At 60.2% G+C, this 13,168-nt stretch carries 12 protein-coding genes; 4 read left to right on the top strand and 8 right to left on the bottom strand.

Annotation, left to right across the window (positions count from 1 at the left end):
• Positions 1 to 3: 3 nt before the first annotated feature.
• The 4 genes from tauA to AACU78_RS19810 all read right to left on the bottom strand — a co-directional run bounded on the left by tauA (position 4) and on the right by AACU78_RS19810 (position 5,739).
• Complete coding sequence (gene tauA, locus AACU78_RS19795) at positions 4 to 981, bottom strand: taurine ABC transporter substrate-binding protein (protein ID WP_106577404.1); 978 nt, start codon at positions 979 to 981, stop codon at positions 4 to 6.
• Between the two features lie 252 nt (positions 982 to 1,233).
• On the bottom strand, positions 1,234 to 2,817 hold the full coding sequence (gshA, locus tag AACU78_RS19800) for a glutamate--cysteine ligase (protein WP_106577405.1): 1,584 nt from the start codon (positions 2,815 to 2,817) through the stop codon (positions 1,234 to 1,236).
• A gap of 214 nt (positions 2,818 to 3,031) precedes the next feature.
• Positions 3,032 to 3,415: a PaaI family thioesterase gene (locus AACU78_RS19805; protein ID WP_106577406.1), complete on the bottom strand. Its 384-nt coding sequence runs from the start codon at positions 3,413 to 3,415 to the stop codon at positions 3,032 to 3,034.
• A complete protein-coding gene (locus AACU78_RS19810; protein WP_106577407.1) occupies positions 3,415 to 5,739 on the bottom strand; it encodes a Tex family protein in 2,325 nt (774 codons plus the stop codon). The genes AACU78_RS19805 and AACU78_RS19810 overlap by 1 nt, the downstream gene beginning before the upstream one ends.
• A 356-nt stretch (positions 5,740 to 6,095) precedes the next feature.
• Between AACU78_RS19810 and ompR the strand changes: the two genes are divergently transcribed.
• The gene (gene ompR / locus AACU78_RS19815) at positions 6,096 to 6,836 is read left to right on the top strand and encodes an osmolarity response regulator transcription factor OmpR (RefSeq protein ID WP_053255745.1); all 741 of its coding nucleotides are present in this window, start codon (positions 6,096 to 6,098) and stop codon (positions 6,834 to 6,836) included.
• A 116-nt stretch (positions 6,837 to 6,952) separates the two neighbouring features.
• Positions 6,953 to 8,266: an ATP-binding protein gene (locus tag AACU78_RS19820; RefSeq protein WP_106577408.1), complete on the top strand. Its 1,314-nt coding sequence runs from the start codon at positions 6,953 to 6,955 to the stop codon at positions 8,264 to 8,266.
• A gap of 138 nt (positions 8,267 to 8,404) precedes the next feature.
• On the opposite strand, the gene rimK is transcribed toward AACU78_RS19820, so the two are convergent.
• Genes rimK through rimA form a run of 3 tightly spaced genes read right to left on the bottom strand, consistent with a single transcriptional unit; the run spans position 8,405 to position 10,582 of the window.
• Positions 8,405 to 9,310, bottom strand: coding sequence for a 30S ribosomal protein S6--L-glutamate ligase (gene rimK / locus AACU78_RS19825; protein WP_025855543.1), 906 nt, complete (start codon positions 9,308 to 9,310; stop codon positions 8,405 to 8,407).
• Positions 9,307 to 9,789 (bottom strand): retropepsin-like aspartic endopeptidase RimB, encoded by a 483-nt coding sequence (gene rimB, locus AACU78_RS19830; protein WP_094950878.1) that lies wholly within the window; start codon positions 9,787 to 9,789, stop codon positions 9,307 to 9,309. The genes rimK and rimB overlap by 4 nt, the downstream gene beginning before the upstream one ends.
• Before the next feature lie 13 nt (positions 9,790 to 9,802).
• Complete coding sequence (gene rimA, locus AACU78_RS19835) at positions 9,803 to 10,582, bottom strand: S6 modification regulatory phosphodiesterase RimA (RefSeq protein ID WP_106577409.1); 780 nt, start codon at positions 10,580 to 10,582, stop codon at positions 9,803 to 9,805.
• Positions 10,583 to 10,698: 116 nt separating this feature from the next.
• Between rimA and AACU78_RS19840 the strand changes: the two genes are divergently transcribed.
• A complete protein-coding gene (locus AACU78_RS19840; protein ID WP_106577410.1) occupies positions 10,699 to 11,106 on the top strand; it encodes an RNA-binding S4 domain-containing protein in 408 nt (135 codons plus the stop codon).
• 136 nt (positions 11,107 to 11,242) lie between these two features.
• On the opposite strand, the gene AACU78_RS19845 is transcribed toward AACU78_RS19840, so the two are convergent.
• A complete protein-coding gene (locus AACU78_RS19845) occupies positions 11,243 to 12,046 on the bottom strand; it encodes a phosphatase PAP2 family protein (protein ID WP_106577411.1) in 804 nt (267 codons plus the stop codon).
• Positions 12,047 to 12,171: 125 nt separating this feature from the next.
• Here AACU78_RS19845 and hslO point away from each other — a divergent pair, with 125 nt between their 5' ends.
• Complete coding sequence (gene hslO / locus AACU78_RS19850; RefSeq protein WP_106577412.1) at positions 12,172 to 13,074, top strand: Hsp33 family molecular chaperone HslO; 903 nt, start codon at positions 12,172 to 12,174, stop codon at positions 13,072 to 13,074.
• Positions 13,075 to 13,168: the final 94 nt, after the last annotated feature.

Here is a 13,168-nt window from a genome sequence, read left to right on the forward strand (position 1 = left end):
GAATCAGTTAGTGATGAACTTGGCGCTGACGTAAGGGGCGTAGTCCGGCAGCACGGCGTCGACCTTGCCTTGCTCCTTGAGAAACGCGGCGGTGTCGGTCACAGCCTTGGTGGTCGGGGCGCCCAGCAGGGTCACCTGATCAGCGGCCAGCGGGTAGACGTTGCCTTGCAGCAGCAGCGGGATGTCACTGGCCTTGGCGCCGGAAAGCTTGACCAGCTTGTCGACGTTGCCTGTGTCGGCGAGCCACGCTTGTGGGTCTTTGCGGTACGCGGCGTAGGCGTCCAGCGTGACTTTGGCGAAGGCGGTGACGATTTCCGGGTGCTTCTCGGCGAAGTCTTTGCGCACGATCCACGCGTCGAAGGTTGGCGCGCCGAACTTGGCCAGTTCGCCGGAGGTGATCAGCACCTTGCCGTTTTCCTTGGCCACGCCCAGGGCGGGGTCCCACACGTAGGTGGCGTCGATGTCACCGCGCTTCCAGGCGGCGATGATGGCCGGCGGCGCGAGGTTGAGGATGGTCACCTTCGAAGGGTCGATGTTCCAGTGCTTCAGCGCGGCCAACAGGCTGTAGTGGCCGGTGGACACGAACGGCACGGCGATCTTTTTGCCGATCAGGTCCTGCGGGCTGTTGATCCCTGAACCGTTGCGCGCCACCAAGGCTTCGGCGCCGCCGATCTGGGTGGCGACAAGGAAGGTTTCCACTGGGACTTTGCGGGTCACGGCAGCGGTCAGCGGGCTGGAACCGAGGTAGCCGATCTGCACGTCGCCGGAGGCGATGGCAGCGATGATGTCGGCGCCATTGTCGAATTTGCGCCAATCGATCTTGGCGTTAGTGGCTTTTTCGTACGCGCCGTCGGCCTGGGCGACTTTCGCCGGGTCCACGGTGGTTTGATAAGCGATGGTGACATCTGCCGCCTGGGCAAACAGGCTGGCACCGGCCAGGGACAATGCGGCCAAGAGGCGCAGAGGGGTAAGCAGTTTCAAGGGGAAGCTCCTCAATCAGGCGGCCGAGGGTCGGCGTGTGAGGAGACTAAATGATCTAAGAACCCGAAAATAAATAACGTTTTCGAATTAGCTTATGTGAAGAAAGGCTGAAGCAAATCTTGAGCTTGATGAGAGCAAAAATGTGGGAGGAGGCTTGCCCCCGATGGCGGTGGATCAGTCACTGATGGGTGACTGACACTCTGCTATCGGGGGCAAGCCCCCTCCCACATTTCGAGCCGGGTTCGGCCTCAGTTAGTTACTGATTGCCAGGATGCTCGCCTGGTACGACCCGACGAACACATCGAAGTCGCCGACCTCGTTCTGCTCCAGTTCCGCCTGTTGCGCCAGCGACGTGCGCGCCAGTTCTTCAAAGCGCGCCTGTTCTTCGGCCGGCAGCGGCTCTTTACGGAAATGCTCGGCGTGCACCTCGCTCTGGTGCAGCGAGAACTGCGCAAAGCTTTCCTTGCGTTCGGCCATCGCCGCCAGCACTTGGGCCGATGGCGTCAGGGATGGATCCTTGACCTTCGCCAGTTGAGCGTCCAGCGCCTCGCTGTGCTCGGTCATGCCATGGCTCTGATCCAGCAACGCTGCCAACGGCGCAATGTGCTCCAGCAGCTCGGTGGCCCATTCCTTCATGTCCACAGGCTGGCCCTGACGCTGCAATTGCAGGCCCGGACGGCGGCCTTCCTTGACCACGCTGAGGAAGTTGGAGGTGGCATTGCCGCACTCGTTGTTGGCGAACAGCGGGCTGTCGTTCAGTGCGCAATACAGCAGGAATGCATCGAGGAAGCGCGACTCCGGCAAGTCAATGCCCATGGGCAGGAACGGGTTAATGTCCAGGCAACGCACTTCGATGTACTGGATGCCACGGGCCATCAGCGCCTGGATGGGGCGCTCGCCGGTGTAGGTCACGCGCTTGGGGCGAATGTTGGAGTAGTACTCGTTTTCGATCTGCAGGATGTTGGTGTTGAGCTGAACCCACTCACCATCCTTATGGGTGCCAACTTCGACATAAGGCGCGTAGGGCGTTGCCACCGCTTCGCGCAGGCTGTCGGTGTAGCTGGCCAGGTCGTTGTAGCACGGCGTGAGGCCGGCCTGGGCGTTGCTCTGGTAACCCAGGTCGCTCATGCGCAAGCTGGTGGCGTACGGCAGGTAAAGCGTGTCGGCGTCCAGCACTTCCAACTGGTGCGAGCGACCGCGCAGGAAACCTGCGTCCAGGGCCGGCGAGGCACCGAACAGGTACATCAGCAGCCAGCTGTAGCGGCGGAAGTTACGGATCAATGCAATGTAGGCCGTGGACTGGTAGTCGCGGTCGGTACCGACGAAACCTTCAGTCTCCTTGAGCAAGGGCCACAACTGCTCCGGCAGGGAAAAGTTGTAGTGAATGCCGGCGATGCACTGCATGGTCTTGCCGTAACGCAGGGCCAGGCCCTTGCGGTAAACGTACTTGAGCTGGCCGATATTGGAGGTGCCATAGTAGGCAATCGGAATATCTTCCTCAGCCGGCAGCGGGCACGGCATCGAAGGGCTCCACAGGTACTCGTTGCCGAGTTTGCTGTAGGCAAAGCGATGGATCTTGTCCAGGCTGCTCAGGGTATCGGCCGGGTTGGGCAGGGCTGGGGTAATAAACTCCAGCAGCGATTCCGAGTAGTCGGTGGTGATCAATTCGTTGGTCAACGCGGCGCCCAGGGCTTCGGGGTGCGGCGTTTGTGCCAGGCGACCCTCACCGGTGACGCGTAGGCATTCGCGCTCGATGCCGTGCAAGCACTGCTCTAGCAGGGAGAGGTGTTCGCGCTTGCCGAGCAAGGCCAGGCGGCGGTTGAGAAGTTCGCTCAAGTTGGATTCCTTCACGCGTCAGTCGCCCCAATATGGGGGTGGGCAGGACGGTCTACAAGGGTGAAGTTAAAACTGGCGTTATCGCCTGGTTTTGAGTCGATTTGACCCGCTTTGAAAAAGCCTACTTCACTCCATGAATTGGGCTATAGCGCAGCAAGAAAATTCCGACGCTGTTGTCGCAGCGCCGAAATTAACTCAAATCGAGGGCGGGGAGCTATAGGACAGCGAATGTGCCTTGTGCTTTTGCGACCAGTTTGTCGTCCTGATACACCTCCGCTTCGACCACCAATGTGCGCCGACCCGCGTGGATAACACGGCTGGTGCACAGCACGTCACCATCGGACACGGCACGGATATAGTTGATTTTGCATTCGATGGTCGCGCTCTGCTGGTCGAAACCGTGGGCGCTGGAACAGGCCAGCCCCATGGTGATGTCCACCAGGCTGAAAATCGCCCCGCCGTGGAGCTTGCCTGCACGGTTGCGCAGCTGCGGCTCCAGGGTCAGGGCCACCTCGGCAACGCCCTCGTCCAGGCGTTGCAGGCGACAGCCGATCAGCTCGCTGAACGCGCTCTGGGTCAAACCGGCCGGGATTTGCATCAGCGTTTCTTCAACTGTTTGGCATTGGCAAACAGCGACGCCATGGCGTTGTTGCTTGGCGCTGCGGTGGCAGTTTCCTTGCGCGGTGCGTTGTTCTGCGACTGGCGTGGCGCCGAGCCTGGGCGAGCGCCACGGGCACCGTCGACTTTCTCGCCGGGGGTGTCGCTCATGCGCATCGACAGGCCAACGCGTTTGCGTGGAATGTCGACTTCCATGACCTTGACCTTGACCACGTCACCGGCTTTCACCGCTTCGCGAGGGTCTTTGATGAACTTCTCCGAAAGCGCGGAGATATGCACCAAACCGTCCTGATGCACGCCGATATCCACGAAGGCGCCGAAGTTGGTCACGTTGGTGACCACGCCTTCGAGGATCATGCCCAGTTGCAGGTCCTTGAGGTCTTCGACGCCGTCCTGGAACTCGGCGGTCTTGAACTCGGGACGCGGGTCACGGCCAGGTTTTTCCAGCTCTTGCAGAATGTCGGTGATGGTCGGCACGCCGAAGGTTTCGTCGGTGTACTTCTTTGGATCCAGGCGCTTGAGGAACGCGGCGTCGCCGATCAGCGAGCGGATGTCGCGGTCGGTCTCGGCAGCAATGCGCTGTACCAGCGGGTAGGCTTCCGGGTGAACCGCCGAAGCGTCCAGCGGATTGTCGCCGTTCATTACGCGTAGGAAGCCGGCGGCCTGTTCAAAGGTTTTTTCGCCCAGGCGTGCGACCTTTTTCAGCGCCGCGCGGGTTTTGAACGCGCCGTTCTCGTCGCGGTGGGTGACGATGTTCTGCGCCAGCGTTGAGTTGAGGCCGGAAATACGGGCCAGCAGCGCGACCGAGGCAGTGTTCACATCCACGCCGACCTTGTTCACGCAGTCTTCCACCACCGCATCCAGACCGCGTGCCAGTTTCAGCTGCGACACATCGTGCTGGTACTGGCCGACACCGATGGATTTAGGGTCGATCTTCACCAGCTCGGCCAGCGGGTCTTGCAGGCGGCGAGCAATGGAGACGGCGCCACGGATCGATACGTCGAGGTCCGGGAATTCCTTGGAGGCCAGTTCCGACGCCGAGTACACCGACGCGCCGGCCTCGGAGACCATGACTTTGGTCATCTTCATGGCTGGGTATTTTTTGATCAGCTCGGCGGCCAGCTTGTCGGTTTCACGGCTGGCGGTGCCGTTGCCGATGGCGATCAGGTCCACGGCGTGCTTGGCGCACAGCGCAGCCAGGATGGCGAGGGTCTGGTCCCACTTGTTGTGCGGCACATGCGGATACACGGTGGCGTGGTCCAGCAGCTTGCCCGTGGCGTCGACCACGGCCACTTTGCAGCCGGTGCGCAGACCCGGGTCGAGGCCCAGAGTCGCGCGCGGGCCGGCCGGGGCGGCCAGCAGCAGGTCGTGCAGGTTGTGGGCGAAAACATTGATCGCTTCGGTTTCGGCGCCGTCGCGCAGCTCACCGAGCAGGTCGGTTTCCAGGTGGGTGTAGAGCTTGACCTTCCAGGTCCAGCGCACGACTTCACCGAGCCACTTGTCCGCCGGGCGGTTCTGATTCTGGATGCCGAATTGCTGACCAATCATGCCTTCGCACGGGTGCATGGTGCCCGGCAGCTCGTCGCCGACCTTCAGCGCGGAGCTGAGAATGCCTTCGTTGCGGCCGCGGAAAATGGCCAGTGCGCGGTGCGACGGCATGCTCTTGAGCGGTTCGTCGTGCTCGAAATAGTCGCGGAACTTGGCGCCTTCCTCTTCTTTGCCAGCGATGACGCGGGCGCTGAGGGTGGCTTCCTGTTTCAGGTAGTTACGCAGTTTTTCCAACAGGTTGGCGTCTTCGGCGAAACGCTCCATGAGGATGTACTTGGCGCCTTCGAGGGCCGCCTTGACGTCGGCGACGCCTTTTTCCGCGTTGATGAAGCGCGCGGCTTCGGTTTCCGGGGTCAGCGACGGGTCGTTGAACAAGCCGTCCGCCAAGTCGCCCAGGCCGGCTTCCAGGGCGATCTGGCCCTTGGTGCGGCGCTTCTGTTTGTACGGCAGGTAAAGGTCTTCGAGGCGGGTCTTGGTGTCGGCGAGCTTGATGTCGCGTTCCAGTTGCGGGGTCAGCTTGCCTTGTTCCTCGATGCTGGCGAGGATGCTGATGCGCCGTTCGTCGAGTTCTCGCAGGTAGCGCAAGCGCTCTTCCAGGTGCCGCAGCTGGATGTCGTCGAGGCTGCCGGTCACTTCTTTACGGTAACGGGCGATGAAAGGCACCGTGGAGCCTTCATCCAGTAGAGCGACGGCCGCTTCGACCTGTTGTGGGCGTACGCCGAGTTCCTCGGCGATGCGGCTGTTGATGCTGTCCATAAAACCACCTGAAATTCTGAAAGCAGCTCGCACGCCCGGAAAACAAGGCGTTGCAAGGCTGGTTGAGCGGCCCGACTGGCGCCGCTACCTGGGTCAAAAGGCAGCCTGTTGACCCTCGAAATCGGAAAATTGCTGCCCGCCGCGGTAAAAAATAGCGAGGCAGCAAGCAGTAAAGTCTGACATTGCTCAGCGCAAAGGCGGCGCATTATAACCAGCGTTCTGCAGCTGGGGGGGATTGCGCCGAAGGTTGCAGGGGGCGGGTTCGCTGGCGGTAGAGGAAAAATCTGCTAACAATGCACACGGTGCGTATAACGGCAGCTACGCCATAATGCGCGCCGAGATAAGAGGAGCATCTAATGAGCAGCACTGCACAAACTGCTGAAGGCGAAAAAATTCTCATCGTTGATGACGACCCGGGGCTGAGCAGCCTGCTGGAGCGTTTTTTCAACTCCAAGGGCTACCGTGCCCGCGCGGTGCCAAACACCGAGCAGATGGACCGCCTGTTGGGGCGCGAAGTGTTCAATCTGGTCGTACTCGACCTGATGCTGCCCGGTGAAGACGGCCTCACCGCCTGCAAACGCCTGCGCGGTGCGAACAACCAGATCCCCATCATCATGCTTACCGCCAAGGGTGATGAGTTGAGCCGCATCAAGGGCCTTGAGCTGGGCGCTGATGATTACCTGGCCAAGCCGTTCAACCCGGACGAGCTGATGGCCCGGGTCAAAGCCGTGTTGCGCCGTCAGGCAGCCCCGGTACCCGGCGCGCCAGGCAGCGAAGACGAAAGCGTCACCTTTGGCGACTATGAACTGTCGCTGGCCACCCGTGAGCTCAAGCGTGGCGAAGAAGTGCACATGCTGACCACCGGTGAGTTCGCCGTGCTCAAGGCTCTGGTGATGAACGCTCGCCAGCCGCTGACGCGCGACAAACTGATGAACCTGGCCCGTGGCCGGGAGTGGGATGCATTGGAGCGTTCCATCGACGTGCAGATTTCCCGTCTGCGCCGCATGATCGAGCCGGATCCGTCCAAGCCGCGCTATATCCAGACGGTGTGGGGTGTGGGTTATGTGTTCGTGCCGGATGGCACCGCAACCAAGTGACCGATGATTTGCAGGCGCGGGCATCCGGCGTTTGACTCCATGAGAGTCAACGGGATGCCCGGCGTCTGCAATTCTGCGAGCGCCGCTCGTTTCTGCAAGGTGTCCAGCCGTTTCCTATGAAAACCCCGTTGTGGTTCCCGCAAAGTTTCTTTTCACGCACCCTTTGGCTGGTGCTGATCGTCGTTCTGTTTTCCAAGGCACTGACGCTGGTTTATCTGTTGATGAACGAAGACGTGCTGGTGGATCGGCAGTACAGCCACGGCGTCGCCCTGACGCTTCGTGCCTATTGGGCCGTCGATCCCGAAAACCGTGAAAAGGTGGCCAAGGCATCGACGCTGATTCGAGTCGACGGCGCCGGTGTACCCGAAGGCGAGCAGCATTGGCCTTACAGCGAGATTTATCAGCGCCAGATGCAGGCTGAGCTGGGGGACGACACCGAGGTGCGATTGCGCATGCATGTTTCGCCTGCGCTGTGGGTGAGGGCGCCGAGCCTGGGCGACGCGTGGATCAAAGTGCCGCTGTACCCGCACCCGTTGCGGGGACAGAAGATCTGGAACGTGCTGGGCTGGTTCCTGGCAATTGGCTTGCTTTCAACGGCGTCCGCCTGGATTTTCGTGCGCCAGCTCAACCAGCCACTCAAACGCCTGGTCTTTGCCGCGCGCCAACTGGGGCAGGGGCGCAGTGTGCGCCTGCCGGTCAGCGATACGCCCAGCGAGATGACCGAAGTGTACGGCGCCTTCAACCAGATGGCGGAAGACGTTGAACAGGCCGGCCGCGAACGCGAGCTGATGCTGGCGGGCGTGTCCCACGACCTGCGCACACCGTTGACACGGTTGCGGTTGTCCCTGGAGTTGATGGGCAACCACAACGACCTCACGGATGACATGGTGCGTGACATCGAGGACATGGACGCGATTCTCGACCAGTTCCTGGCGTTTATCCGCGATGGCCGCGACGAGGTGGTCGAGGAAGTCGACCTGACGGACCTGGTGCGTGAGGTGGTGGCGCCCTACAACCAGAACGGCGAACAGGTACGCATGCGCCTGGAGCCTATTCAGCCGTTTGCGTTGCGTCGGGTATCGATGAAACGCCTGCTCAACAACCTCATTGGCAACGCCTTGCACCATGCCGGTTCCGATGTGGAAGTGGCGGCGTATGTGTCCGGCGACAGCACTGCGCCTTATGTGGTGTTGAGTGTGATGGACCGCGGCACGGGGATAGACCCGGCAGAGCTGGAAGGCATCTTCAATCCGTTCACCCGTGGTGACCGTGCCCGGGGCGGCAAGGGCACGGGCTTGGGGTTGGCGATTGTGCGGCGGATTGCCTCGATGCATGGCGGCAATGTCGAGCTGCGTAACCGGGAGGAGGGTGGTCTGGAAGCGCGAGTGCGGTTGCCGCTTGGCCTGATGTTGCCTAGAGACGCGGTCTGAGACACAACAGAAATCAAATGTGGGAGCGGGCTTGCTCGCGAAGGCAGTGTGTCAGTCGACAGATGTATTGACTGATCCGACGCCTTCGCGAGCAAGCCCGCTCCCACAGTGTTTTGTGGTGTTTGAAACTGAGCGTGTTCAGCCCTTACCCTTGGTCCGCGTCATATTCGGCCCACCATTCTTTTCCAAATGCTGAATGATGATCCCCGCTACATCCTTCCCGGTAGTGGTCTCAATCCCTTCCAGACCCGGCGATGAGTTCACTTCCATCACCAACGGCCCATGGTTTGACCGCAGGATATCCACACCCGCTACCGCCAGCCCCATCACTTTGGCCGCCCGCAGCGCGGTCATGCGTTCTTCCGGGGTGATCTTGATCAGGCTGGCACTGCCGCCACGGTGCAGGTTGGAGCGGAATTCCCCCGGCTTGGCCTGACGTTTCATTGCCGCAATTACCTTGTCACCCACCACGAAGCAGCGGATGTCCGCACCGCCGGCTTCCTTGATGTATTCCTGCACCATGATGTTCTGCTTGAGGCCCATGAATGCCTCGATCACCGATTCAGCAGCGGTCGCGGTTTCGCACAGCACCACGCCGATGCCTTGGGTGCCTTCCAGCACTTTGATCACCAGCGGTGCGCCGTTGACCATGTCGATCAGGTCGGGAATGTCATCGGGGGAGTGGGCAAAGCCGGTCACCGGCAGGCCGATACCGCGCCGCGAGAGCAATTGCAATGAGCGCAGTTTGTCGCGTGAGCGGGCAATGGCTACCGATTCGTTGAGGGGGAATACGCCCATCATTTCAAACTGGCGCAACACCGCGCAGCCATAAAAAGTCACCGAGGCACCGATACGCGGGATCACCGCATCAAAGCCTTCCAGCGGTTTGCCCCGGTAATGGATCTGCGGCTTGTGGCTGGCAATGTTCATATAGGCACGCAACGTGTCGATCACCACCATTTCGTGGCCACGTTCGGTGCCGGCCTCGACCAGGCGGCGGGTGGAATACAGACGCGGGTTTCGCGACAGCACAGCAATCTTCATGCAGCACCTGGGGCAGAAATAGTAGAGACCGGGAACACCGGCTTGTCTTGAACGTACTTGACGCCTGGACTGACCACCAAGTGGCCGTCAATCAGCGCCTTGGAGCCCAGCAACAGGCGGTAACGCATGGCCTTGCGACAGGCGAGAGTGAATTCCACTCGCCACACCCGATCACCCAGCGCGAGGGTGGTGCTGATCACATAGCGCACCTGCGCATGGCCGTTGGAGCTCTTGATGGTTTTCATCGTCACCACCGGCGCCTCGCAGCGGCGGTGACGCAGTTGCACCACGCTGCCCAGGTGCGCGGTAAAGCGCACCCACTTCTCACCGTCGCGCTCAAATGGCTCGATATCGGTGGCGTGCAGGCTCGAGGTACTGGCACCGGTGTCGATCTTTGCGCGCAGGCCAGCCACTCCCAAGTCGGGAAGTGCCACCCACTCACGCAGACCCACAACGGTCAAATGGTCAAATGTCTTCAATATGGGTAACCGATCAGTTCGCCCAGGCCTGTGGTGAAACCTCGGCCAGGGCTTTGAATGCAGGCCTGGCGAACCAGTAACCCTGCATCAGAAATATTCCGCAGTCGGACAGGAAGTCGCGCTCGCCGGCACTTTCGATGCCTTCGGCAATGACAGTAACGCCCAACTGCTCACAGATTGTGACAATCCCCTGGACGATTACCTGACGGACACGATCCTGGTCGACATCGCGAATCAGCGCCATGTCGAGTTTGATCAGGTCAGGTTGGAAATCGGCCAGCAGGTTCAGCCCCGAATAGCCGGCACCGAAATCGTCGATGGCGGTCTTGAAGCCGAATTCGCGGTATTCACGCAGAATATTGGTCAAATGGCGATAGTTATCTACGTGCTCGCTTTCCAGCGTTTCAAAAATCAGCTGGTTCAGCGGAAAGTTGTGCGCGCGGGCCGCCTCCAGCGTGCTGCGAATACACAGCTCGGGCCGGTAAACCGCATTGGGCATGAAATTGATCGAAAGATGAGTTTGCATACCCAAGGCAGCGGCCCCGGCAATCGCTTGGGTACGACACCGCTGGTCAAAGCGGTAACGATTGCTTGAGTTGACCTGGCCCAGCACCGACAGCGCACCTTCGCCTTGCGGGCCTCGCACCAACGCCTCGTGGGCGAAGATCGAATGGTCCCGAAGATCTACGATAGGCTGATAGGCGAATGCGAAATCGAAACCCAGGGGTTCGCTTTGCTGGCAACCCACGCAACGCTGGTTTGGCGAGGTGAGTGAAATGGGGAAGTCGGTCACAGCGTATCCTCGCGAAAACAGGGTGGTGCCTGGCGTATCTTAGGTGAGCGTTGGGGTTTATGCGTCGAAGGGCTTCAACGGTAAAGTTGCGACATTTTTCAGAGCGAGGAATTCAAGTGGCTCAAAAGCAGGAAGAGGAAGAAAAAGTCCGTTTGGACAAGTGGCTGTGGGCAGCGCGCTTCTTTAAAACCCGCGCCCTGGCGAAGGCCGCGCTCGAAAGCGGCAAAGTGCACCATCGCGGCGAACGCTGCAAGCCGGGCAAGGAGCCGCGCGTCGGTGATGAGCTACAGATTCGGGCAGGATTTGATGAAAAGACTGTCGTGGTGCAAGCCTTATCCGTTGTGCGCCGCGGCGCGCCCGAAGCGCAGGCGTTGTACACCGAAACCGAGGCCAGTATCGCCAAACGCGAAAATGCGGTCGCCATGCGCAAGGCCGGGGCTACCGGTATGACGACCGATGGCAAGCCGAGCAAGAAGCAGCGTCGCGATTTGTTCAAGTTTCGCGGCAGTGGTAATGACGAGTGATGGCGCAAATCTCCAGCAATACGCAGACCCAAATGTGGGAGCGGGCTTGCTCGCGAAGGCGGTCGGTCAGTGAAAAATGCTTAACCTGACACTGCGCTTTCGCGAGCAAGCCCGCTCTCACAATAAGCCTGTGGCGTTACGCCGCGGTGCGTATGACGCTCAACCGCCCGATCACCGGCAGCCTACCGAGCAAACCGAAGATCGGCGCCGTCAGTCGCAGCAACCCATTCGACACCTTCGCCGCAAACGGCGTGTAATACCCCCAGCCCAGCGCCAACAGCGCCAGCAATACCCCGCCGATATAATCGTCTTGCCCCCAGTGGGCGCCTGCCACCAGCCGCGGCATCATGAACAACAGCGCCAAGCCCCAAATCACCAGCACTTGGCCGATGCGCTTGGCAAACACCGTCATGAACATGCCCCAGATCAGCAATACCGATGCATGATCGCCCGGGAAGCTCTGGCTCGAACGGTCCTTCAGCTCCCAGGTTTTTTCCAGCCCAGGGAAGTAGTCACTCATATGAATCGCCCCGCTGATCACCATCGACGGGCTGCTGTGCTGCCAGCCCATCTGCGCTGCGAGTTTGGAAAACAGCATGCGGATGAACAGCAACAGCAGCAGAATCCCGAAAAAACCGAAGAATGCCTGGCGCACTTCAATCGCCTTGAACACCCAATCTCCGCGAATCAGCAGCGACAGCAAGATCACGCCGACCACCGCGTCAAATGGCCGCAAACTGGCCACAGCCCACACATGCAGCCATGTCGAATGACTCGCCAGCGGATCATTGAGCAGGTGAAACAGCCATTCGTCGAAAATCACACACAGCATCTGGCCCGTGGGCCACAGCCAAAAACACAGCAGTCCGATAGCGAGTAGATTGCACAGAGCCCATCGCCGGAGGTTCCACTTGGCTTGGAACAAACCCGGATTGTTCATAAACTGTTCCTCTTCGCTCTATTTAGCCCTCCGTTTCCAGGAGAAAGCCGCACCAATATGGTGCTAAAGCGTTTAATTTTATAAACCTTGTAATCATTTTGTCATCAATTCAGATACCCAGACCTATGACTGATCTACCGGATACCGACTTCACCCAACGCTTCATCTTCGACGAGAACGATGCCCGCGGCGAACTGGTCTCGCTGGAGCGCAGCTATGCCGAAGTCCTCGCCAAGCATCCCTATCCGGAGCCGGTTGCGCAGTTGCTCGGTGAACTGATGGCGGCGGCATCGCTGCTGGTGGGCACCATGAAGTTCGACGGTTTGCTGATTTTGCAGGCGCGTTCCGAAGGCCCGGTGCCGATGCTGATGATCGAGTGCTCCAGTGAGCGCGAAATTCGTGGCCTGGCCCGTTACGACGCCGACCTGATCGCGCCGGACGCCACGTTGTCCGACTTGATGGCCAACGGCGTATTGGCGATCACCGTCGACCCGACGGAAGGCCAGCGCTACCAGGGCATCGTCGATCTCGACGGCGAAACCTTGTCGGACTGCTTCACCAACTATTTCGTGATGTCTCAGCAGGTCGGCACCAAGTTCTGGCTCAATGCCGACGGCAAGCGCGCCCGTGGCCTGCTGCTGCAACAACTGCCGGCCGACCGCATCAAGGACGACGACGAGCGCACTGACAGCTGGCGCAAGCTGACCGCCCTGGCGGGCACCCTGACCGCAGAAGAGCTGCTGGGCCTGGATAACGAAACCATTCTGCATCGCCTGTACCACGAAGAGGCCGTGCGCCTGTTCGACGAACAGGGCCTGCGCTTCCGTTGCAGCTGCTCGCGTGAACGCTCGGCGAATGCCTTGGTCAGCCTGGGCCTGGAAGATGCGCAGAACCTGGTGGTGGAACACGGTGGCAATATCGAGATCGACTGCCAGTTCTGCAACCAGCGTTACCTGTTCGACGCTGCCGATGTAGCCCAATTGTTCGCGGGCGCAGGCATCGACACCCCTTCCGACACCCGCCACTAAAACGTTTAAGCACAGGTAAATCACCTGACGAACGCCGGATTAGCGCAGTTCTGACGGGAGGGCCCTACTCTTTTTGGGCTTTTCTGGCATAATC

This window comes from Pseudomonas sp. R9.37, from assembly GCF_963878885.1.
Taxonomy (GTDB): Bacteria; Pseudomonadota; Gammaproteobacteria; order Pseudomonadales; family Pseudomonadaceae; genus Aquipseudomonas.

Bases quoted from the DNA above. Each gene is read 5' to 3' on its own strand.
- AACU78_RS19805 (WP_106577406.1), bottom strand. From the start codon at position 3,415: ATGCAAATCCCGGCCGGTTTGACCCAGAGCGCGTTCAGCGAGCTGATC.
- AACU78_RS19810 (WP_106577407.1), bottom strand. From the start codon at position 5,739: ATGGACAGCATCAACAGCCGCATCGCCGAGGAACTCGGCGTACGCCCA.
- ompR (WP_053255745.1), top strand. From the start codon at position 6,096: ATGAGCAGCACTGCACAAACTGCTGAAGGCGAAAAAATTCTCATCGTT.
- AACU78_RS19820 (WP_106577408.1), top strand. From the start codon at position 6,953: ATGAAAACCCCGTTGTGGTTCCCGCAAAGTTTCTTTTCACGCACCCTT.
- rimK (WP_025855543.1), bottom strand. From the start codon at position 9,310: ATGAAGATTGCTGTGCTGTCGCGAAACCCGCGTCTGTATTCCACCCGC.
- AACU78_RS19845 (WP_106577411.1), bottom strand. From the start codon at position 12,046: ATGAACAATCCGGGTTTGTTCCAAGCCAAGTGGAACCTCCGGCGATGG.
- hslO (WP_106577412.1), top strand. From the start codon at position 12,172: ATGACTGATCTACCGGATACCGACTTCACCCAACGCTTCATCTTCGAC.